Below are 21,901 nucleotides of genomic sequence, written 5' to 3' on the forward strand. Positions count from 1 at the left end.
CGTGCAGCTTCGCATCCTGGGACCAGTGGACATCTACGACGACGTCCGAGGGCGGCGGATCCACCCGGGCGGTGTCAAGCAACGCACCCTCTTCGCCTTTCTGGTCGCCCGGGCCGGCCGGGCCAGCTCCCTGCACCGGCTGATCGAGGAGATCTGGGGTGACGACACCCCGCAGAACGCCGTCAACGCGCTCCAGGCCCATGTCGCCCGGCTGCGCAAGATGCTGGCCGAGGCCGGCGCGGACGGCGAGCGGCTGCACACCGATCCGACCGGGTACACCCTGCGGCCCCTTCCCGGCGAGTCGGACGCCGAACGGTTCGCCGAGCTCTCCGCCACGGCCCGGTCGGTGGCGGAGGGCCAACCGGAACAGGCGGCGGAACTGTTCCGCGCGGCGCTGGCGCTGTGGCGCGGCTCCGCTTTCGAGGGCTGCTCCCTGGGCCCGGTCCTGAGCGCCGAGGCCGAGCTGCTGCACGAGCAGCGGCTGACCACGCAGGAGGGCCTCTTCGAGACCCAGCTCGACCTCGGCCGGCATGCGGAGGTGGTGGGCGAGCTGGAGGAGCTGGCGACCGCCCACCCGCTGCGCGAACGCTTCCAGGACCAGCTCATCGTCGCGCTGTACCGGTGCGGGCGGCAGTCCGAGGCGATCGGCGTGTACGACCGCACCCGCCGTGTCCTGCTCAACGAACTCGGCGTGGAGCCGGGCCCGGCGCTGCGCGGCCGGATGCAGGCGGTGCTGCACCACTCCCCCGCGCTGCTCGCCCCGGGCCGGCCGCCGGTCCGCCTGGACGGCGAGGTGGCCGGCGTGCACCTGATCAACGAGATCGATCAGCTCCGTACCCGGGTGAACTCGCTGGTCAAACAGCAGGAGGCACTGTTGCGGACGGTCAGCCGGCTGTCCGCCGCCTCCGGCTTCTGAAACCCGACACCACACTCGAAGGGACCACCATGCTCGAAGGATGTGTGCCCTGGCCGGACGATCTGGTCAAGGCCTACACCGAGGCCGGCCACTGGCGCGGGGAGACCCTCGGGTCACTGCTGCGCGACTGGGCCGCCCGGTACCCCGGCCGGACGGCGCTGGTGCACGGCGACCGCCGGATCACCTACGCCGAACTCGACGGATGGGCCGACCGGCTCGCCGCGGGCCTGGCCGCGCGGGGCATCCGGGACCGGGACCGGATCGTCGTCCAACTGCCGAACGTGCCCGAGTTCGTGGCGCTCTGCTTCGCGATGTTCCGGCTGGGCGCGCTGCCGGTGTTCGCGCTGCCGTCCTACCGGGCCACCGAGATCCGGCACCTGTGCGAGCTGTCCGGCGCGATCGCGTACGTGGTGCCGGATGTCTTCCAGGGCTTCGACTACCGCGGACTGGCGACCGCCGTACGGGAGGAGCAGCCCGCCGTACAGCAGGTCTTCGTCGCCGGGGACGGCGGCGACCACCCGTCGCTGGCGCAGATCGAGGCCGATCCGGCGCCGCTGCCCGAACCGGACCCTCGTGACGTCGCGTTCTTCCTGCTCTCCGGCGGTACCACCGCCCTGCCGAAACTGATCCCGCGGACCCACGACGACTACGCCTACCAGGTGCGGATCACCTCGGAGCTGTGCGGGCTGAACCAGGACACCGTCTATCTGACGATCCTGCCGGTCGAGTTCAACTTCTCCTGGGGCTGCCCCGGCGTCCTGGGCGTGCTCTCCGCCGGCGGCACCGCCGTGCTGGCCGGCACCCCGTCGCCGGAGGAGTGCTTCCCGCTGATCGAACGCGAGCGGGTCACCATGACCTCGATGGTGCCGACCATCGTGCACATGTGGCTCGAGGCGGTCCCCGACACCCGCCACGACCTGGGCAGCCTGGAGCTGGTGCAGATCGGCAGCGCGAAACTGCACCCCGAGGTGGCCGCCCGGGTGGAGCCCGCCTTCGGCTGCCGGCTCCAGCAGGTGTTCGGCATGGCCGAGGGCCTGCTCACGTTCACCCGGGACGGCGACCCGAGGGAGGTCGTGCTGACCACGCAGGGGCGGCCGGTCTCGCCCTCCGACGAGATCCGGGTGGTCGGCGACGACGGCGCCGAGGTGCCGGCCGGCGAGATCGGCGAACTGCTCACCCGGGGGCCGTACACGCTGCGCGGCTACTACAACGCGCCGGACCACAACCGGCGGGCCTTCACCGAGGACGGCTTCTACCGCAGCGGCGACCTGGTCCGGCTCACCCCCGACGGCAACATGACGGTGGAGGGCCGGATCAAGGACGTGATCAACCGCGGCGGCGACAAGATCTCGGCGACCGAGATCGAGTCGTACCTGATCACCCACCCGCAGGTGGCGCAGGCAGCCGTGGTGCCGGTGCCCGACCCGGTGCACGGCGAGAAGACGTGCGCGGTGGTGGTGCCCGCCGGCCAGGCGCCCCGGCTGCCGCAGCTGCGGCGGATGCTGCGCGACCACGGACTCGCCGACTACAAGCTGCCGGACCGGCTGGAGGTGGTGCCGCGGCTGCCACTGACCGGCCTGGGCAAGGTGGACAAGAAGGCGCTCACCGCCGCACTCGCCGAGGGGGCCGGCAATGGACGGTAACTTCGCCGTGCCCTTCGCGCGGCGCGGCAGCGTCGTCGGCGCCGAGGAGATCGCCGCGTTGTCGGCCCTGGTCGACTCGGAGGAACCGCTGACCGCCGGCTCGCTGCGGGAACGCTTCGAAGCCCGGTTCGCCCGGCACGTCGGCAGCCGGCACGCGCTCTCGGTCACCAGCGGCACGGTGGCTCTGGAACTGGCCATCGAACTGCTCGACCTGCAGCCCGGCGACGAGGTGGTGGCCACCCCGCAGACCTTCCAGGCGACCCTGCAGCCCCTGCTCGACCGGCAGGTGACCGTCCGGTTCTGCGACGTCGACCCGGAGTCGCTGAACATGGACCCGGAGGTGCTGCGCTCCCTGATCACGCCGCGGACCCGGGCCGTCCTGCTGGTGCATTACGGCGGCTGGCCGGCCGACATGGACCGGATCATGGCGATCGCCCGGGCACACGGCGTGCTGGTGCTGGAGGACAGCGCCCACGCGCTGGGCGCCACCTATCACGGCAGCCGGCCGGGGGCACTCGCCGACATCGCCTGCTTCAGTTTCCACGCCACGAAGAACATCACCACGCTCGGCGAGGGCGGGATGATCACCACCGACCGCGACGACTGGGCGGAGCGCCTGGACCGGCGGCGCAACAACGAGGTGGACGGCATCTACCTGCCCGCCGACGGCAAGGAGCCGTTCCTGCTCCCGTGGATGAAGTTCTCCGCCGACGTGTACCGGCAGGCGTGCATGGGGGTACGGCGGGCAGGCACCAACGCCACCCTCGCCGAGGCGGCCGCCGGCGTCGGCCTCGTCCAGCTGGACCGGCTGGAGACGCTGGTGGCCCGCCGCCGCTGGATCGCCGGGCGGCTCGACGAGGTGCTCGACAGTCACCCGCGGACACGCCGCCAGCGGCCGCCGGCCGGCGTGCATCACCCGTACCACCTGTACACGTTCTTCACCGGCGCCGGCCCGGAGGTCCGCGACGAGCTGGTCCGGACCCTGCACCGGCGCGGCGTGGAGGTCCAGCTGCGCTACTTCCCGCAACACCTGACCCCGGAGTGGCGGTGGCGCGGGCACGGGCCCGGCGAGTGCCCCACCGCGGAACGGCTCTGGTTCACCGAGCACATGAACCTGCCCTGCCACCCCGGCCTGACCGACAGCCAGGTCGACCACCTGGCGCACACGCTGGACCAGGCCCTCACCGAGGTGCTCGACCGGCCCGAACCCGCCCGGAGCGGCGCCGCCGCCCGGGCCCTGCCCGCCTGAGGAGGCGCCATGCCGTACATCGACGTGAAACTGTTCGAGAGCCGGCTCACCGACGAGTCCGAGAAGCGGCTCGTCGACGAGCTGACCGAGGCGGTCGTCCGGGTCTTCGGCGAGCCGATCCGCACCCAGACGTGGATCTCGCTCAGCGGCATCCCGGCCGGCCGGTGGGGAGTCGGCGGCGAACGCCACTGACCGGCCCGCGATCCGGCCCCGATGCGACCGCATCGGGGCCGGATCCGTGTCCGGGCACGTGCCGTCAGGCGCGCCGGGTCAAGGACAGCAGCAGGGCACACGTCGCGAGCACCGCGGCGCCGGCCACGGCCGCCAGATGCCGGTCACCGGCGGCGCCGAGCAGCACACCGGCGAAGGCCAGTCCGAGCGCCCCACCGAGCTGCTGTGCGCTGGTCACCAGGCCGCTGGAGACCCCGGCCTCCTCGGGCGCGACCCCGGCGACCGCCGCCTGCGCGGTGGCCGGCAGAACCGCCGACATCCCGTACCCGAAGACCACCAGGCCCGGCAGCAGCGCCGGGTAGCCACCCGCGGCCACCCCACCGGCCAGCAACAGGGCGCCGGCCAGCACCACAGCGAACGAGCAGGTGAGAAGGCCGGCCGGGGACATCCGCCGGGCCAGCACCGGACCCAGCCGCAGCGCCCCGAACGAGCCGGCCGCGAAAGGCACGTACGCCAGCCCGGCCAGCACCGGCGACAGGCCCAGCGTCTGCTGCAGTTGCAGGGTCAGGGTGAAGAACACGCCGAACAGCGCGCCGGTCGCCAGCACGCCCATGATCAGGGCCCGGACCCGGGCCCGGTCGGCGAGCAGGCCGGGCGGGATCAGCCGGACCTGCCCGGACCGCTGGCCGGCCACGAAACCGGCCGCCAGCACCACCGCCACGCCCACGCCGGCCAGCGGTCGCGCCACGCCGCCCGCGGAATGCAGGCTCAGCAGGCCGTACGCCATCGCGCCGACCGCGCCGGTGAGCAGCACCGCCGGCAGCACACCGATCCGGACCTCGGGCCGCCGGCCGGCGGCCACCCCGCGCGCCAGCAGCGGCAGCAGCAGGAGGGCGGCCGCGGCGACCGGCAGGTTGATCAGGAACACCCAGCGCCAGGAGAGGACCCCGGTGATCAGGCCGCCGAGCACCACCCCGGACAGGCCGCCGGTCACCGCGACGGTGCCCCAGACGGCGAAGGCGCGGGCCCGCTCGGCGGCGTCGGTGAAGACCACCGCGATCAGGCCCAGCACCGTCGGGGAGACCAGCGCCGCGCCCACCCCCTGCACGAACCGGGCGACCACCAGGTGCTCCGGGGCCTGGGCGAGACCACAGGCCAGCGACGCCAGCGCGAACACGGCGGTGCCGGCCACGAAGGTGCGCACCAGGCCGACCCGGTCACCGACCCGGCCGGCGACCACCAGCAGGCCGCCGAAGGCCAGGATGTACGCGTTGACCACCCACGGCAGGCCGGCCGGGGTGAAACCGAGTCCCTCCCGGACGCTCGGCAGCGCCACGTTGACCACCGTGTCGTCCACCATCAGCATGAACTGCACGAGGCAGAGCACCGCCAGCAGGCGCCACCGGTGGGTGGCGGCCGCCGGCACTGTGGTGACGGGCTTCGTCATCGGACGATCACTCCTTGTTTCTCGAATCGGGCGCCGGACGGACCGTCCGGCACTCCGGGCAGGTCGAACGCCACGCGGCGCTGGGCGGTCCACGGAAAGCCGTGCCGCAGGTGCACGGTCTCCGCATCGGCGGCGCCGGCCTCCACCGCGACCGAGACCACGGTGAACGCCATCGGCTCCAGCTGGAAGAACTGCCATCGGCCCACCGGGTCGTCGCGGGCCGGCCAGAACCGGCGCACCCGCGACTCGTCGTCGAGCACGAACCGGAACGAGTCGAACGGCAGCGCCATCCCCATACCGCGAGCCTTGGTGTACGCCTCTTTCAACGTCCAGAGCCGCAGGACGCCACGGGCCCGCTCGGATCGGGCCAGCCCGTCGATCCAGTCCCGCTCCTCCGGCGCGAACGACTCGGCGACCCGGCACCAGGAGTCGGCGTCGTCGCGGTCCAGCCGTTCCACGTCGACGCCGATGCGCCGGTTGACCGCGGTGCCGACCAGGTTCACCCCGCCCGCGTGGGAGAGGTTGAAGTCGAGGTCGGCGACGCCGGTCGGCCAGCCCGCCGGGGGCGGCACCAGGTAGGGCCGGCCCCGCCGGCTGCGCCCGAAACGCAGCCGGCCCTCCGGCACACCGGTCTGCCCGGCGAGCACCCGGCGCACCAGGGCGTGCGCCACCAGGTACTGCCAGCGGTCCGCCGGGAACACGAAGCGGCGGGCCCGTTCCTGCTCCTGCGGGTCGAGCCAGCAGCGGGCCAGGTCGACGGCGTGCACCACGGGCAGGTCCTCGTTGCGGCACAGCCACAGGCGTACGGGTGTGTCGGTCATCAGCCACCTCCGGTCGCCAGCCGCACGTCGGCCACCAGCTGGGCCACCAGCCCGGCTATGCGGTACTGCAGGTAGAAGTGGTCGCCCGGATACAGGTGCAGGCCCACGAACCGGGTGGTGTGGTCGCGCCAGTCGGCGAGCCGGCCCGGGCGCACCACGACGTCGTCCTGGCCGCCGAACACCGACATCGGCACCGGCAGCACCCCGGCGCCCGGCTCCGGCCGCCAGCTCTCCACCAGCCGCAGGTCGGTACGCAGCAACGGGGCCAGGTAGTCCCACCACTCCGGATCGGCCAGCACCTCGGCCGGCGTGCCACCCATCTCGGCGATGGATCGGCGCAGTTCGCCGTCCGGCATCAGGTGACGGGTCCGCAGGTCCAGGCCGCCGTCCGGGCGCGGCGCGGCCCGCGCCGACAGTCCCAGCCACCGTGGCGCCGGGTCGCCGCAGCCGATCAGCCGGGCCGCGAGCTGGTGCGCGACCAGCGCGCCCATGCTGTGCCCGAACATGACGAACGGGCGGTCCAGCAGCGGCAGCACATCGGCGTGGAAGTCCGAGACCAGGTCCGCCACGTTGTCGCGGGCCGGCTCGCCGGCGAGCCGCCCGCGGCCCGGCGCCTCCAGCGAGCACACCTCCCAATCCGCCGGGAAGTGCTTCGCCCAGCCCTTGTACAGCAGGTGCGACCCGCCCGCGTGATGCAGCAGGAACACCCGCAGAGCGGGTTCGTGGACCGGGTGGGGACGGACCACCGTCCGGCCGGTGAGCTGTTGCGTTCTCATGCCGCCTCCTTCGCGGTCGCCTGGCGCATCTGCCGCACCATGCTGGTCAGGGTGGTTCCGCCGACCTCGGTGAACGTGACGCCGTCGCGGGCGGCCAGCGCCCGCAGCGAGTCGGTCCAGCGCACCGGGTGGTCGATCTGCTCGATCAGGTGCTCGGCGATCCGGTCCGCCGGGTACGGCTCGGCGGTGCAGTTGGCGATCACCGGGAACCGGGGCGCCGCGAACCGGGCGGCCCGCAGCACCGGCGCCACCTCCTCGGCCGCCGGTGTCATGTAGCGGGAGTGGAACGGGCCGCTGACCGGCAGCCGGCGGACCATCCGCGCTCCGGCGTCCTCGGCGATCTGCCCGAACTCCTCCAGGTCGGCGATCGGGCCCGCGACCACGTACTGCTGGGGTGAGTTGCGGTTGGCGATGTCGAGCGTGCCGAAACCGGCGCGCAGCAGCAGGAACCGCAGGTACGTCTCGCTCAGCCCGATCACCACGGACATGCCGCCTCCGGTGCACCGGGCCATCGCCTCGGCGCGTGCCCGCACCAGCCGGAGCCCGTCGGCCATCGTGAAGACCCCGGCCGCGCAGAGGGCGTTGTACTCGCCGAGGCTGTGCCCGAGCGCCAGGTCCGGCGCCGGTTCGCCGTCCTCGGCCATGGCCCGGTACGCCAGCGCGTTCACCACGTACACCGCGGGCTGGGTGTACCGGGTCTCGCCGAGCCGGCCCCGCGGGTCCTTCAGGCACAGCTCGCGCAGCGAGTAGCCCAGGATGTCGCTGGCCTCCCGTTCCGCCTCGGGGTAGCGGTCGAACTCGGCGCGGCCCATGCCGACGCGTTGCGATCCCTGTCCGGCGAACAACAGAACCCTGGTCATCGAGAGTTCCCTCCCTTCTCGTGGTGGCGCACGATCGTGGCGATCGTGCCGGCGAGCTCGCGGGCCTGGTCGCCGGTCAGCAACGTGATGTGGTTGCCGGCCACGGTCCGCACCTCCAGCTCGCCACAGAGGCCGCCCCAGCCCATGTCGGGCCGGGCGTAGTAGTCGTCGACGGCGAAACCCTCGCCGGAGCCCACCGCCGTGTCCCGGGCGCGCAGCACCACGACCGGTCCCGGGTACGGTCGCGGCTCGTGCCGCTCGACCGCCTCGAGAGTGGACGCGAGCAGGGCGTACGGGTCCCCCTGCCCGGCGCCGTGCATCCACTCGGCGACCGTGGCGAGCTCGTCCAGGTAGCCGTCCCCGGTCTCCGGGGTGGCGCCGTCACCCGCCGCGCCGCCGTCCCGGTCGTGGTCGCGCACCCGGCGCAGGAAGCTGCCCTCCGCCGCGGTGTCGGTGACCCGGCCGGTCGGCGCGGCCGCGTCGATGATCAGCACCAGCGGGGTGGCTCCGGTCCGTTCGTGCAGCAGCCGGGCCATCTCGTGGGCCACCACGCCGCCTCCGGAGAACCCGCCGAGCACCATCGGGCCGGCGCCGGTCCGGGCGCCCAGCTCCCGCAGATGCTGCTCGGACAGCTCCCGCACGGTCCATGCCGGCGGGGCGCCGGGCCGGTCGGCACGCGGGTCGCGCAGACCGAACAGCGGTTCCGCGCCCGGGTAGTGCCGGGCCAGCTCTCCGTAGCAGGCGACCTGGCCACCCGGCGGGTGCACCAGGTAGACGGCCGCGCCGGCGCCCGGGGCGAGCGGCACCACGGTGGACCGCGCGGCTGCCGGGCCGCCGCCGGCCAGCGCCCGCGCGAAACCGCCGGCGGTGGGATGGGTGAGCAGGTCGTCCAGGCGTACCGGAAGACCGCAGCGCTCCCCCACCTCGCGCAGGAAGCGGCTGGCCAGCAGCGAATGACCGCCGCTCTCGAAGAAGTGGTCGCCGGGGGCCACCTCGGGCACGCCCAGCACGCGGCGCCACACCTCGCGGACCGCCTCGGTGTACGGGCCGTCCGGCCACTCCGCCGGGCCGTCCACCCGGGCGGGCGCCGCCGGGCGGGCCAGCACCGGCAGCTCGGCGTCGGTGATCGCGCCGGCCAGCTCGGCCACGGTGAGTTCCGGCTGACCGGCGAGCCGGGCCAGCACCGTGGACCACAGCTCGCCGACCCGCCGGGCGGCACTGTCGTCGAGGGTTCCGCGGTCGTGCACCACGGTCAGCACCGACTCGTCACCGTCACGGTGGATCAGCAGTGTGCACGGGTACGCGGTCTCCCCTCCGGCGCCGGACATGCCGTGGATCCGGATGCCCTCGCCCGCCAGCAGCGCCCCGACGTCGCCGAGGTCGCTGGGGTAGTTCTCGACCACCAGCAGGCTCTCGAACAGCGGGCTGCCGCCCCGGTGCCCGCTCCAGTCGTGCACCTGGCCGGTCGCGACCCACTCGAACGTGGCCATCTCCAGGGCGGCGGTACGGGTCCGGGCCAGCAGGTCGTGCACCGGCTCGTCCGGGCGGACCTCGACGGTCAGCGGCAGCGTGGTCATCAGCAGGCCGGCGATCCGGTCCGCACCGGGCAGGTCGATGGCCCGGCCGGACGAGGTCACCCCGAAGCAGACCGGCGCCGGCCCGGCCGCTCCGGCGGCCCGCCACAGCAGCAGCGCCCACAGGCCCTGCAGCACGGTGCTCTCGGTGACGCCCCGCTGTGCCGCCGAGGCCAGCAGGCCGGTCAGCCCGGCACGCGGCAGCCGGACCTGGTGGCGGCCGGCGCCGGTGCCCGGTGCGATGTCACCGGTGACGCCGGGCCGGGTCAGCGGCCGCAGACCGCACAGCCGGGACGACCAGAACGCCTCCGCGTCGGTGGTGTTCTGCGCGGCCAGCCAGCGGGCGTGGCCGCAGGCGTCCGGCTCGCCCGGGTCGGCCGGGCGGGGCCGTCCCAGGTACGCCCGGTAGAAGTCCTCCAGCACCAGCGCGGTGCTCCACCCGTCCAGCAGCGCGTGGTGGAAGGTGAACAGCACCCGGTGCTCGCCGTCGCCCGGCTGGACGGTGAGCCGGAACAGCGGGGCCCGGCTCAGGTCGAAGTCACGGGACCGGTCCTCGGCGGTCACCTCCGGCCACGGCCTGTCGGCCACCACCCGTACCTCGGGGGTGATCCGCGGCAGCACGACCGTACGGGCCGGCCCGTCCCAGCGGAACGCGCTGCGCAACGCGGCATGCCGGCCCGCGACGTGCGCCCACGCGGCGGTGAACCGGTCCAGGTCCAGCGGGCCCTGCCAGATCCAGCTCAGCTGCTCGACGTACCGGCCGGCGCCCGGCCGGGCCAGCGAGTCGACGAGGATGCCGTACTGCTGGGGGGTGATCGGGATCTCGGCCGGCCCGCCCGCCTCGGCGGCCACCGCCCGGCACAGCCCGTCCAGGTGGTCGAGCAGGGCGGTCACCGCGGTCGCGCCGACGCCGTCGACGGGCTGCTCGGCATAGGTGGCCCCGATGGTCAGCCGGCCGTCGCGGACCAGGCCGTACAGCTCGACGGTGTGCCCTCGTTCCGCCCGCGGGGACCGTTCCCCCGGCACCGCCTCACCCACGATCGCGAAGCGTTCCCCGGCCGCGCCGGAGTCCAGGCGGCCCAGGTAGTTGAAGCTGACCAGCGCGGCGGGCGCGGCGGCCAGCTCGGCGCGGACCCGCTCGTCGGCGGCGTGCCAGCGCACGGCGCCGTAGCCGGCGCCGCCGTGCGGCACCGCCGCCAGCTCGGCGGCGACCGCCCGCACGTGCGCCGCCGGGCCGCGGGTCCGGTCGACGTCGACGACCACCGGGTACAGCGCGGTGAACCAGCCGACGGTACGGGCCAGGTCACCGTCGTCGCCGCGGCCGTGGGTCTCCACGTCCAGGGTGACCGGGTCGCAACCACGCCAGCGGGCCAGGGCGAGGGTGACCAGCGCGGTGAACAGGTCGTGCACGGTGACGCCCAGCGCGGACGGCACCGGGCCGAGCAACGCGGCCGTGCGCTCCGGGTCGAGGGTCCGCTCCAGCCGGCGGCTCTGCCCCTCGGCGCCGGCGGGGGCCGCGCGCAGCAGGGCGCCCGCGGCGTGGCGCCGGCGGACGACCGACTGCCAGTAGGCGGCGGTCGTCTCGCCGGCGGCCACGCCAGGCAGCCCGGCGAGCCAGGCCCGGTAGGACCGGTGCTCGGCGGGCAGTCGCGGCAGCTCGCCCTTGTGGAGCGCGGCCACCGCGAGGTCGAGGTCACCGAGCAGGATGCGCCAGGAGACCCCGTCCACCACCAGGTGGTGGACGACGACGAGCAGCAGGTCGGCGCCGTCCGTCGTGTCGTGCAGGAGCCGGGCCCGGATCAGGATCCCGGCGGCCGGGTCGAGCGAACGCTGGACCGCACGGATCGCCTCGTGACGCTCCGGCACGGAGGTGACGGTGACCGTGTCCAGCAGGTCGCCCGGCCGCTGTCCGGCGAACGGCGGGGCGGTGAGCAGGCGGTCGCCGTCGAGCCGGGTGGACAGCTCCGGATGGGTGTGGACCAGGGCCTGCAGCGCCATGCCGAGCAGCACCGGGTCGGCCGGCGTGGTGAGCCGCAGCAGCACCGACTGGTTCCAGTGGTGCCGGTCGGTGCGCACCGTCTCCAGGAACCACCGCTGGATCGGCGCGGGACCGTCCGCCTCCGGCGCACCGGCCCCGGCTCCGGCCTGGTCGCCGGCGCCGCCGCCGGTGTCCAGGGCGCGTGCCAGGTCGGCCAGGCGCGGGTGGTCGTGGAGGACCCGCAGGTCCAGGACGAGCCCCCGGCGGCGCAGCTCGGAGACCAGCCGCATGGCCAGGATCGAGTCGCCGCCGGTGGCGAAGAAGTGCGCGCCGTCGCCGTCGGGCGCGCCCAGGATCGCCGTCCAGGCGGCACGGACCAGCTCGAGCACCCGGCCGGACGGCGCCGCCGCGGTGGTGGGCGCCGGCACGGGCGCCGGCACGACCGTACGCGGATCCGGCAGCGCCGTACGGTCCACCTTGCCGCTCGGCAGCCGCGGCAGCTCGTCGAGCGCGACCAGGTGGGTGGGCACCATGTAGGCGGGCAGCCGCCGGGCCACGACGGCCCGCAGCGCGGCGGTGTCGACGCCGGCCGGGGTGACGTAGGCGGCCAGCTGCGCGTGACCCTCGTCGGAGCGGCGCACCACGGCGACCACGGCGCGTACGTCCGCACCGTCGAGCAGGGCCGCCTCCACCTCGCCCAGTTCCACCCGGAACCCGTTCAGCTTCACCTGGTGGTCGAGCCGGCCCAGGTAGGACAGGTCGCCGGAGGGCAGCAGCCGGACCAGGTCCCCGGTGCGGTACAGGCGTACCGGCCCGTCCGCGCCGTCGATCTCGCAGAACTGCTCGGCGGTCCGCCCGGGGTCACCGTGGTAGCCGGCGGCGAGCGCCACCCCGGACAGGCACAGCTCGCCGGGCGCGCCGGGCGGCACCGGGCGCAGCGACTCGTCCAGGACGTGGCAGTCGATGTTGTCCAGCGGCCGGCCGATCGGCACGTCGGCCTGGCGGTCCCAGCGTCCCGGCGTGCCGGAGGCGTCGAACACGGTGGCGTAGACGGTGGCCTCGGTGGGCCCGTACGCGTTGTAGAGCCGGGCCGGGTGGGCCGCAGCGAACCGGCGGCGCAGGTTGTTGGTGAGCGCCTCCCCCGCGCTGACCACCGCGCGCAGGGTGGTCACCCGGGCCAGTTCCGGGCTGTCGGTGAGCAGCCGCAACAGGGCGGGCACCACGTGCAACAGGGTGACCCCACCGGCGCGCAGGGTCCCGGCCATCGCGTCCGGGTCGTGCTGCTCCCCCTCCGGCACGACGAGCAGGCAGGAGCCGCAGACCAGCGGCACGAGGAGCTGGTGCAGGGTCACGTCGAAGCTGAGGGTCCCGGAGAACGCCATCACGTCCTCCGGTGTCACCGCGAAGTAGCGGCGGGACCACTCCAGATGATTGACCATCGCGCGGTGCTCGACCACCACACCCTTGGGCCGCCCGGTGGAGCCGGAGGTGAACAGGATGTAGGCGGGGTCGCCGGGGCGCGGCTGCGGCGCGGGGGCACGGCCGGGCCCGTCCAGATCGTCGAGCGTGACCGCGGGCACCCCGTCCGGGACCGCGGCCCCGGGAGCGGTGACGACCAGCGTCAGCGCCGCCTGTTCGGCGATCTCGGCGCGGCGGCGCGGCGGGTGGCCCGGGTCCAGGGGCACGAACACCGCCCCGGCCCGCAGCACCGCCAGCACCGCGAGCACCTGCCCGGCGCTGCGGGGCAGGCTGACACCGACGGCGCCGCCCGGCTGGACGCCGTGGTCGCGCAGCCCCGCGGCCAGCGCCGCCACCCGTTCGTCCAGCTCCGCATACGTCCACCGCCGGTCGCGTTCCCTCAGGGCGGTCCGGCCGGCGTGGACACGGGCGGCGTCGCGCAGCAGGCGGTCGACGTCCGCGGCGGGGTCGACGTCGTGGGCCGCGCCGGTCATCGGCGCGGTGGCGACGTCCGGCAGGGCGGCGACCGGGGTGTCCGGGTCGCCGGCGAACGCGGCGAGGGTGGCGGCGAACTGCTCGGCGAACGCGGTCACCGTCTCCTCGGCGAGACGGCCGCGGGCGTACCGCAGCGAGCCGCGCAAGCGGTCACCGTCGGTGAACATCTCCAGGGTCAGGTCGCCGACGACCGGCTGATGCACCTCACGCAGCAGCCGCAGCCGCAGGCCGGGCACCCCGGAGCCCAGGGCGCCGGTGTCGTACCAGCTCTGGTAGGTGAAGACGCAGTCGAACAGCGGTCCGGTCCCGGCGGCGAGGCCGGCGATCCGCGGGTACGGCAGCGCGCTGTGATCGATGGCGCGGGCCATCGCGGACTGCACCTCGCGCACGTAGGCCCCGGCGGGCAGTTCGCCGGCCTCCGGTGAACGCACCAGCACGGTGTTGACGTAGTTGCCGACGACGCCGTCCAGTTCCGCGCCGGGCCGGGTGCTGACCGGCACGGCCACCGTCACCCGGGGGCTGCGCGCGTACCGGCCGAGGGTCCGCATGTACGCGGCGAGCAACACCGCGAACACGCCGGCACGCCGCTGCCGGGCCAGGGCGGCGACCGGGCCGGCCGGCAGGTCCAGGGCCAGCACGCCGGTGCCCTCGTCGCCGGTGTCACCGTCGGACGGCAGCTCGACCGGACCGGCCCCGCCGGCGATCACCTCACGCCAGTACCCGGTGAGCCGCTCGCCGTGGCGGTCCAGCTCGGCGCTGCGGCGCGCGGCCTCCCGGCGGTAGACGTCCGGGCCGGCCGCCTCGCCCGGCGGGCGGTCCCCGGCGTACGCCGCGGTGTAGGCCGCCCACAGGTCGGTGACCAGGACCCCGGCCGACTCGCCGTCGAGCGCCAGGTGATGCGCCACGATCAGCAGGTAGTGCCGGTCGGGTGCGGCGGTGACCAGCAGCGCCCGGCTCAGCCCGGCGCCGTCGACGTCCAGCGGCTCCGCCACGCTGTCGCGCAGCAGCGGCACGGCGTCGCCGGTGCCGAGTCCGGTACGCGTGACGCGGGTCAGCGGCATCGGCCGTTCCGGGTCGGCGTCCAGTGTCCCGTCGCCGGGCACCGCGGTCAGCAGCGGATGCCGGCGCACCAGGTGGCCGAGCGCGGCCTCCAGGGCGGCGACGTCCAGGCCGCCGGTGATCTCGAAGGCCACCGGCACGTGGTAGCGGCCCCGCGCGGGTTCCATCCGGTGCAGGTAGAGAAGCCCTTCCTGCTCCTCGGTCAGCGGGACCTCGGACCAGGCGGTGGTGGTGAGGCTCATCGGTCGTCTCCGAACGCGGCGGTGGCGAGACCGTCCAGGGTCTCGGTCTCGAAGAGGGTCTCCAGGGCGAGCGGGCGGCCTCCCTCGGCGGCCGCCCGGGCGGCGATGCGCTGCAACTGGCGGCTGGTGACGCCGAGCGCCAGCAGGTCGCTGTCCGGGGTGAGGCGGGCCGCGTCGATGCCGGTCTCCGCGACCACGACGGCCACCAGGCGTTCCACCGGGCTGCCGCCGCCGGCCACCGGCGGTGGCGGCGCGACCGGCTGCGGTGACCGGGTGGTCAGCGGCGTGACCGGCAGCGCGGCCCGCGGGCCGGTGGCCGGGGCGGGCCAGGTCACCGGATGTCCGGCCACCCAGCCGGCGGCCGTCGCGGCGGCGTCCGCCGGGATCGGGCCGGCCGTCCGCTCACCGCCGTCGCGGATCGACGCGGCCAGCTCGTGGAGCAGGCGCCCGGCCTCGTCCGCTGTCGCGGCGGCGACCAGGGCCCGCTCGGGGCGGGCGGCCCGGCCGTGCTGCAGGGTGCGCGCCACCGCCGCCAGCGGTGCGGCGGGCACCGCATCGGCGAGAGCTCCGGCCAGCGCGGCCAGGTTCTCCGGGGTGTCGGCGGAGAGCGGCAGCAGGTGCGGGCCGGCCGCGTCCGGCTCGGTCACCGCGGGCGGCGGCGCCTCGACGACCAGGCAGCCGTACGCGCCGGTGCCGGCGAAACCGTTGATCAGGGCCCGCCGCCGGTCCACGCCGCCGGAGTCCGGCCGCTGCGGCCAGGGCTGGTGGTCACGGACCACGGGCGCCCGGTCGGCGGCGGCCGCCACGCTGGGGCTGAGTTCGGCGGTGAGGCGGGTGCCGTACAACCGCCCGGCCCGGAACTGGCAGATCACCTTGCCGAGCTGGCCGAGGACCGAGGCCGCCTCGAGATGGCCGAGGGTGGGTTTCATCGAGCCGACCGGGACCGGTGCGGCGTCGGCGAACACCCGCGCCACCCCCTGCACCTCCAGCGCATCGGCCAGGGCGGCGCCGGACGCGGCCGCCTCCACGTAGCCGATCGCGGCGGGCGGCAGACCGGCGTCGGCGAGCGCCGCCCGCAGCGTCTCCTCCTGCCGCGCGCGGTTCGGCAGGCCGAACTGGCGGGTCGCCCCGGAGTGCCGGACCGCCGCGCCGCGGATCACCGCGTGGATCGGGTCACCGTCGGCGAGCGCCCGGTCCAGCGGCTTGAGCAGGACGGCGCCGACCCCTTCGCCGACGATCCAGCCGCTGGCCCGGTCGGTGAAGGCGCACGAGTCGGCCTCCTCGGCGACCAGTCCGAGCTGGGCGAGCACGTCCAGGTGGTCCGGGTGCAGGACGAGGTTGCTGGCCGCGGCGACCGCAGCCGTGCACCGGCCGGACCGCAGCGCGTGCACCGCGTCGGCGATCGCGGCGAGCCCGGAGACACAGCCGCTGTCGATCAGCGCGCTCGGGCCGGAGAGGTCGAACGCGTGCGAGATCCGGTGCGCGAGGCCGGCCCGGGTGGCGTGGGTGCCGTCCTCGCCCCGGGCGCGGGCGTCGACGCCGTACACGGCGTGGTCGGCCCACATCGCGCCGACGAAGACACCCACCGGTCCGGTGGCGGCCAGCTGCGCGGCGGTGACGCCGGCGTCCTCCAGGCAGGCCCGGGTGACGCCGAGCAGGAGCCGTTCCTGCGGATCGACGGCACGGGCCTCGTCCGGGGTGACACCGAACTCGTCGGCCTCGAAGGCGGTCACGTCGTCGAGGTAGCCGCCGGCCTTCACCCCGCCGCGGCCGGACCGCGGCGCCATCGGCGCCCAGCGTTCCTCCGGGACCGGGCCGATCGCGGTGGCGCCGGAGCGCAGCAGCGCATCCAGTTCGCCGAGGGTGTTCGCGCCGGGGAGCCGGGCCGCGAACCCGATCACCGCCACCGGGGCGGCCGCGCCGGCGGTGGCGGGAACCGGCTCGGACAGGCCGGCCCGGCGCTGCCGCGCCTGCTCGTCCAGGGCGCCGCCCCAGAGCGACAGCAGCAGTTCCTGGTCGTCGTCCAGGCGCAGGGCGGCCCGCAGTCCGCTCGCGTTCATCTCCCCCACCGGGCAGAAGCCGAGCCCGCGCCGCGGCGCCTCGGTCATCGCCAGCTGGGCGATGTGCCCGGCCTCGACGGCGCTGTACCGGGCCGACAGCCGGGCGCCGTACGCCGGGGCGATGGCGGCGGGCGTGGAGACCAGGTAGACGGCCAGCGCCGCGGCGGCCACGACCGGCCGGTTGTGGGCGACGTGCGCGCCGTCGTCGAACGTGCCGCCCTCGGCCATCCGGACCAGGCAGCGCTGCCCCGGATCCAGGTAGTAGAAGCCGCCGTCCAGACCGGTCACCCGGCCGTCGCGGACCTGCACGTAGACCTGCACCGGATAGAAGCCGCCGGCCGACGGGTAGCGGCGCTTGCGGCGGCCGTCCATGGTGCCGGCGACCAGCAGCGCCAGCAGGTCGGTGAGGGCACCCAGCGGGATCGCGTCGCTGCGGAAGTCACGGAACGAGCTGGCGTCGAACAGTTCCAGCGGCTCGGTCGCGGGCACCTCGCCGAGCGGCACCCGGAGCAGGTCCGCCGGCAGCCGCCGCTCGGCGACACGCGCCTCCTGGAAGGCCTTCTTCGCGGCCGGGTCGAACGCGATCCGGATGTCCGGGCCGCCGCCGGCGCCCCGCGCCGGGCCGGCCGTCCCGGCGAGGTGCCGTGCGATGCCGTCCGGGGTGGGCTCGTCGATGACGGCGTCGACGGCGACGTCGACGCCGTGCCGGTCCTTGAGGGCCTGGGCGAGCCGCATCATGGTGAACGAGGTGGCGCCGAGGGCGAACAGGTCGGCGCCGGTGTCGACCGCGGGCATGCGCAGCAGTTCGGCCGCGATCCCCGCGACGACCCCGGCGTCCACGGCGTCCACTGCCGGAACGGCATCGGGCGTGGCGGTGGCCGGGGCGGTTCCCGTCAGCGCGGCGGTCAGCCCGGCGACCGTCGGGGCGTCGATGAACGCGTCCACCGGCAGCTGGCGCCCGGTACGGCGTTCCAGGTCCTGGGCGATGCGGATGGCGGTGAACGAGGTGGCGCCCAGGTCGAACAGGTCGGCGTCGGCGGCCAGCCCGGTCACGCCGAGCGCCTCCTCGGCCACCGCGGTCACCGTGGACAGCAGGTCCGGCGCGCTCGCCCGGGCCGGCTCCGGGTCGCCCGTGCCGAACAGGGCGGTGGCCGCGGCGCGGTCCAGTTTGCCGTTCGGGGTGAGCGGCAGCCGGGACACGAAACGGAACCGGTTGGGAATGAGGGTGGCCGGTAGCGTCCCGGCCAGCGCCGTGCGGATCTCGGCCGGCGCGGGCGGCTCGCCGTCGGCCACGCACAACGCGCCGAGACTCGGCCCGTCGGCGCCGCCGGGCACCGGCAGCACCCGGGCGTCGGCACATCCGGCCCGCTCGACGAGGGCGGCTTCGATCTCCTCCGGCTCGATGCGCATGCCGCGCAACTTGAACTGGTTGTCGATCCGGCCCAGGTACAGCAGCTCGCCGTCGTCCGACCACCGGCCCAGGTCGCCGGTCCGGTACACGCGGCCGGTGTGGGCGGTGGTGACGAAGCGTTCCGCGGTCAGTTCGGGCCGGCGGTGGTAGCCGAGCGCCACCTGCACACCGCCGATGCAGATCTCCCCCGGCGTGCCCTCCGGCGCCGGTGCGAGGTTCTCGTCGAGCAGGTGGATGGTGGTGTTGGCGACCGGGCGGCCGATCGGCACTGCCGGGCCGGTCCAGTCCGGGCGGCACGGCCAGTGCGTCACGTCGATGGCGGCCTCGGTCGGGCCGTACAGATTGTGCAGCTCGACGCCGGGGAGGGTGGCGAAGAACTGGCGCATGGTGCCCAGCGGGAGGGCCTCGCCGCTGGCGAAGACGTACCGCAGCCCGGTGCAGCGCCCGGCGGACGGGTCGCGCAGGAAGATGTCCAGCATCGGCGGCACGAAGTGCGTCACGGTGACACCCGCGCCGGCGATCAGCCGGGCCAGGTATCCGGTGTCCTGGTGACCGCCGGGACGCGCGACCACGATCGACGCGCCGGTCAGCAGCGGCCAGAAGAACTCCCAGGCCGAGACGTCGAAGCCGTACGGCGTCTTCTGCAGCACCCGGTCCGCGCCGGTGAGCGGGAAGGTGTCCTGCATCCAGAGCAGCCGGTTGGCCACACCGTGGTGGGTGTTGCGGCAGCCCTTCGGCCGTCCCGTGGTCCCGGAGGTGTAGATCATGTAGACCGGGTCGGCCGGGCCCACCGGCGCCCACGGCGCGGGTTCGTCGATGTCGTCCGCGGGGTCACCGACGACCAGCACCCGGGCCCCGGCCGCGTCCACCCCGGCGTGCCCACGGTCGGTGAGCAGCAGGCGCGCCCCGGCGTCCTCGATCAGGAAACGTACCCGGTCCGGCGGGTTGACCGGGTCGATCGGCACGTACACGCCGCCCGCCCGGACCACCGCGATCAGGGCGGTCACCAGATCGGCCGAGCGGTCCATGTGGACCCCGACGTGGTCGCCGGGACGGCAGCCGTGCCGGATCAGCCGGGCGGCCAGGCGGCCGGTCCGCCGGTCCAGTTCGGCATAGTCCAGGACGGGGCCGTCACCGCGTACCGCGGGTGCGCCGGCGTGCTCGGCGAAGGCGGCGGCCAGCAGCGCGGACAGGGTCGGCGCCGGCCCGGCGCCCGCCGGGAGAGCGGCGGCCGCCCGGACGCGGCGCTCGTACCCGGCGAACAGCGCGTCCAGATCGGCGGCCGGCAGCGCGTCACCGGCGGCGTCCCACTGGCAGATCAGCTCGTCCCCGGCGATCAGGGGCACGTTGTCCAGCGCGATCTGCGAGGTCTGCGACTGGCTCAGCCGTACCCGCACACCCTCGGCCGAGAGGTCGGCGGGCACGTTCGGCAGGCGGGTGAAGACGACCGGCAGGCGCAGCGCGCCCCGTGCCCGGAACGCCCTCCGGCGCAGATGGCCGAGTCCCGGCTCGGCGACGCCGCGGTCGAGGTCGGCGCGGACCCGGGCCCAGATCTCGCGGGCCCGGTCGTCCGGATCGGCCGGCAGGTCGTCGCCGACGACCAGCCACGCCAGCCCGGTGAAGTCGCCGGCCACCGTCTCCCGGCCGGCGGGCCGGTCCCAGGACACCACCACGACGGTGAACGGGCCGGAGAACCGCTCCCGCAACGCGTCGACGTACGCGGTGAGCAGCAGCATGTCCGCGGGCACGCCGACCGTCGCGGCGCGCTCCCACAGCGCCGCCCGGGGCAGGTCGAAGCGCCGGTGCACGCGGGGTCCGGTGTCGGCCAGGGCGGGCCCCGGCGGCAGCGCGGCGAATTTGCCGGCCCATTCCCGGGCGGCCGTGGCGGCGGCCGGCAGCCGGGCCCCCTCGTCCAGCGAGCGCAGATGCCCCACCAGGTCGGTGGCCGCCTCGTCGAGCACGTCGTCGCGGCCGTCGTGCAGGGCGATGAGCTGGCCCAGCAGCAGGGCGATGCTCTGCGCGTCCACGCACAGCGCGTCGATCGCCAGGTGCAGGATGAGGGCGCCGCCCGGCAGCAGGGTGGCCTCGACGTCGAACATCGGCCAGCGGCCCAGCCCGAACCGGCGCGAGCGCATCCGGTCGGCGGTCGCCGCGAGGTGCGCCTCGATCCGGGCCGGGCCGGCCGTGCGCAGGTCGTGCCGGGTGATCTCGTAGTCGGGCACGCTCCCCCGCACGGTGAGCGTGCCGTCCGGCTCCACCGACCCACGCAGCGCCGGGTGGTGACGGATCAGGCGCCGCCAGGCGTCCTCCAGCCGGTCCAGGTCGTGGTGGCGCAGTTCGAGTTCCTGGTACACCCGGGTCTCGGTGTCGTCGCCGAGCCCGGCGGTACGGCCGACGACGTACGCCGACTGCACTTCGGTCAACGGCAGCCCGGTGATGTCGGGCCGCGTCACGGCGGCCGGGGACGGGCCGGTGGCCAGCGCGGTCTCGCCGTCGCGGGCGATGCGGCCCAGCCAGTCGGCGAGGCGGTCGAACGCGTCGCGTACCGCGTCGTCGTCCAGCACACCGCCGGCGTAGTCCCAGGAGATCACCAGTTCGCCGCCGGCGCTCTGCTGAACGCAGCACTCCAGCTCGACACCGGGGGTGTGGGTGATGGTGGCGGAGTCGTCGACGCGGGCGGCCCAGCTGTCCGGGCCGGCCGTCGCCCCGCCCGCCGCGAGGCTGCCGAGCAGGCTGGTGAAGACGACCGGGATCGCCGTGCCCGTGCGCGACCGGTCGGAACGGGTCCAGTCGCGATGCGCCCGGATGCCGCTGACCGTGCCGTGCTCCAGGTCCCGCCACAGCTGGGACTGCACCGCCGCGAGCCGGTCGCGCAGTGTGCCGTCGCCCTCCGGGGTCAGGAACACGGCGGTGGAGATGAGCGGGCCGACCAGCCGGGGCACGTCGGGGTGCACCGGCAGCCGGTTGTAGGTGGTGAGCACCACCGGCCGGCCCGGCCCGTCCAGCACGGCGGTGTAGAGGGTGAGCAGCAGCGCGGACGGGGTGACCCCGGCGGCCCGGGCCACCCCGGCGGCTGACGTCCAGTCGGCCGCGGCGAACCGCTGTGACAGGCGGCGCCGGGTGGCATCGGCGCCGGGCCGGACGGTGAACGGCGCGGGACGGTCCAGGTCGGCGGCGGCGAGCTTGGCGCGCCAGTACGCGAGGTCGTCGTCGAGCGGCGGGCGCGAGATCGCCGCGGTGTACTCACGGAAGCCGATGCCGGGCGCCTCCGGGGCGCGGCCGTCGCGGTAGATCTCGTGCCACTGGCGCAGCAGCAGGGAGACGCTGGGCCCGTCGGCGACCATCTCGTCGACGGCCAGCAGCACGCGGGCCGCCCCGCCGCCGAGCAGCGCCACACGGATCGAGAAGAGCGGCCAGGTGGCGGGGTCGAAGCCGGCCTCGTCGCGCAGCCCGGCCAGGGCGGCAGCACGCTCGGCCGGGGCCAGCCCGGCGAGATCGGCCACCTTGATCCGGTACGGGGTGACCTCCCGCGCCGTGATCTGGGTGCCGTCCTGCCGTACCGTCGTGCGGAGCATGTCGGTGACCGCGACCAGCCGGTTCCAGGCCTGTTCCATCCGGGCGACGTCGAGGTCGTCGACGTCGAACTCGACGTGCACCTCGGCGCCGCGCCCGCCGAGAACCGTGCGGCCGACGTAGAACGACTCCTGGATCTCGGTCAGCGGGAAGGGTGTGTCGTACATC

10 protein-coding genes are annotated in these 21,901 nt (G+C 75.2%); 4 read left to right on the plus strand and 6 right to left on the minus strand.

Annotated elements, in window-relative coordinates:
• The first annotated feature begins 1 nt into the window (after window position 1).
• The 4 genes from ACZ3II_RS31515 to ACZ3II_RS31530 are packed head-to-tail and all read left to right on the plus strand — an operon-like array spanning window position 2 to window position 4,000.
• The gene (locus ACZ3II_RS31515) at window positions 2–916 is read left to right on the plus strand and encodes an AfsR/SARP family transcriptional regulator (RefSeq protein ID WP_465522100.1); all 915 of its coding nucleotides are present in this window, start codon (window positions 2–4) and stop codon (window positions 914–916) included.
• Between the two features lie 29 nt (window positions 917–945).
• On the plus strand, window positions 946–2,559 hold the full coding sequence (locus tag ACZ3II_RS31520) for a (2,3-dihydroxybenzoyl)adenylate synthase (protein WP_465522102.1): 1,614 nt from the start codon (window positions 946–948) through the stop codon (window positions 2,557–2,559).
• Entirely contained in the window at window positions 2,549–3,808 is a 1,260-nt protein-coding gene (locus ACZ3II_RS31525) for a DegT/DnrJ/EryC1/StrS family aminotransferase (protein WP_465522104.1), read from the plus strand. The genes ACZ3II_RS31520 and ACZ3II_RS31525 overlap by 11 nt, the downstream gene beginning before the upstream one ends.
• Window positions 3,809–3,817: 9 nt before the next feature.
• Window positions 3,818–4,000 carry a tautomerase family protein gene (locus ACZ3II_RS31530; RefSeq protein ID WP_465522106.1) on the plus strand — a complete coding sequence of 61 codons (183 nt, stop codon included), beginning with the start codon at window positions 3,818–3,820 and terminating at the stop codon, window positions 3,998–4,000.
• Window positions 4,001–4,064: 64 nt separating this feature from the next.
• On the opposite strand, the gene ACZ3II_RS31535 is transcribed toward ACZ3II_RS31530, so the two are convergent.
• From ACZ3II_RS31535 to ACZ3II_RS31560, 6 genes are read right to left on the minus strand one after another with little or no spacing between them, the layout of a single operon-like run.
• The gene (locus ACZ3II_RS31535) at window positions 4,065–5,426 is read right to left on the minus strand and encodes an MFS transporter (protein ID WP_465522108.1); all 1,362 of its coding nucleotides are present in this window, start codon (window positions 5,424–5,426) and stop codon (window positions 4,065–4,067) included.
• Entirely contained in the window at window positions 5,423–6,247 is an 825-nt protein-coding gene (locus ACZ3II_RS31540; protein WP_465522110.1) for a 4'-phosphopantetheinyl transferase family protein, read from the minus strand. Before ACZ3II_RS31540 ends, ACZ3II_RS31535 begins: the two co-directional genes overlap by 4 nt.
• Window positions 6,247–7,023 carry a thioesterase II family protein gene (locus ACZ3II_RS31545; protein ID WP_465522112.1) on the minus strand — a complete coding sequence of 259 codons (777 nt, stop codon included), beginning with the start codon at window positions 7,021–7,023 and terminating at the stop codon, window positions 6,247–6,249. The genes ACZ3II_RS31540 and ACZ3II_RS31545 overlap by 1 nt, the downstream gene beginning before the upstream one ends.
• Window positions 7,020–7,883 carry an ACP S-malonyltransferase gene (gene fabD / locus ACZ3II_RS31550; RefSeq protein WP_465522114.1) on the minus strand — a complete coding sequence of 288 codons (864 nt, stop codon included), beginning with the start codon at window positions 7,881–7,883 and terminating at the stop codon, window positions 7,020–7,022. The genes ACZ3II_RS31545 and fabD overlap by 4 nt, the downstream gene beginning before the upstream one ends.
• Entirely contained in the window at window positions 7,880–14,689 is a 6,810-nt protein-coding gene (locus tag ACZ3II_RS31555) for an amino acid adenylation domain-containing protein (RefSeq protein WP_465522116.1), read from the minus strand. Before ACZ3II_RS31555 ends, fabD begins: the two co-directional genes overlap by 4 nt.
• Complete coding sequence (locus ACZ3II_RS31560) at window positions 14,686–21,900, minus strand: amino acid adenylation domain-containing protein (protein WP_465522118.1); 7,215 nt, start codon at window positions 21,898–21,900, stop codon at window positions 14,686–14,688. Before ACZ3II_RS31560 ends, ACZ3II_RS31555 begins: the two co-directional genes overlap by 4 nt.
• Between the last annotated feature and the right edge of the window lies 1 nt (window position 21,901).

The organism is Actinoplanes sp. NPDC019969 (assembly GCF_055562375.1).

Excerpts from the sequence above, each read along its gene's own strand:
- ACZ3II_RS31520 (WP_465522102.1), top strand. The coding sequence starts at position 946 with ATGCTCGAAGGATGTGTGCCCTGGCCGGACGATCTGGTCAAGGCCTAC.
- ACZ3II_RS31525 (WP_465522104.1), top strand. The coding sequence starts at position 2,549 with ATGGACGGTAACTTCGCCGTGCCCTTCGCGCGGCGCGGCAGCGTCGTC.
- ACZ3II_RS31530 (WP_465522106.1), top strand. The coding sequence starts at position 3,818 with ATGCCGTACATCGACGTGAAACTGTTCGAGAGCCGGCTCACCGACGAG.
- ACZ3II_RS31535 (WP_465522108.1), bottom strand. The coding sequence starts at position 5,426 with ATGACGAAGCCCGTCACCACAGTGCCGGCGGCCGCCACCCACCGGTGG.
- ACZ3II_RS31540 (WP_465522110.1), bottom strand. The coding sequence starts at position 6,247 with ATGACCGACACACCCGTACGCCTGTGGCTGTGCCGCAACGAGGACCTG.
- ACZ3II_RS31545 (WP_465522112.1), bottom strand. The coding sequence starts at position 7,023 with ATGAGAACGCAACAGCTCACCGGCCGGACGGTGGTCCGTCCCCACCCG.
- fabD (WP_465522114.1), bottom strand. The coding sequence starts at position 7,883 with ATGACCAGGGTTCTGTTGTTCGCCGGACAGGGATCGCAACGCGTCGGC.
- ACZ3II_RS31555 (WP_465522116.1), bottom strand. The coding sequence starts at position 14,689 with ATGAGCCTCACCACCACCGCCTGGTCCGAGGTCCCGCTGACCGAGGAG.
- ACZ3II_RS31560 (WP_465522118.1), bottom strand. The coding sequence starts at position 21,900 with ATGTACGACACACCCTTCCCGCTGACCGAGATCCAGGAGTCGTTCTAC.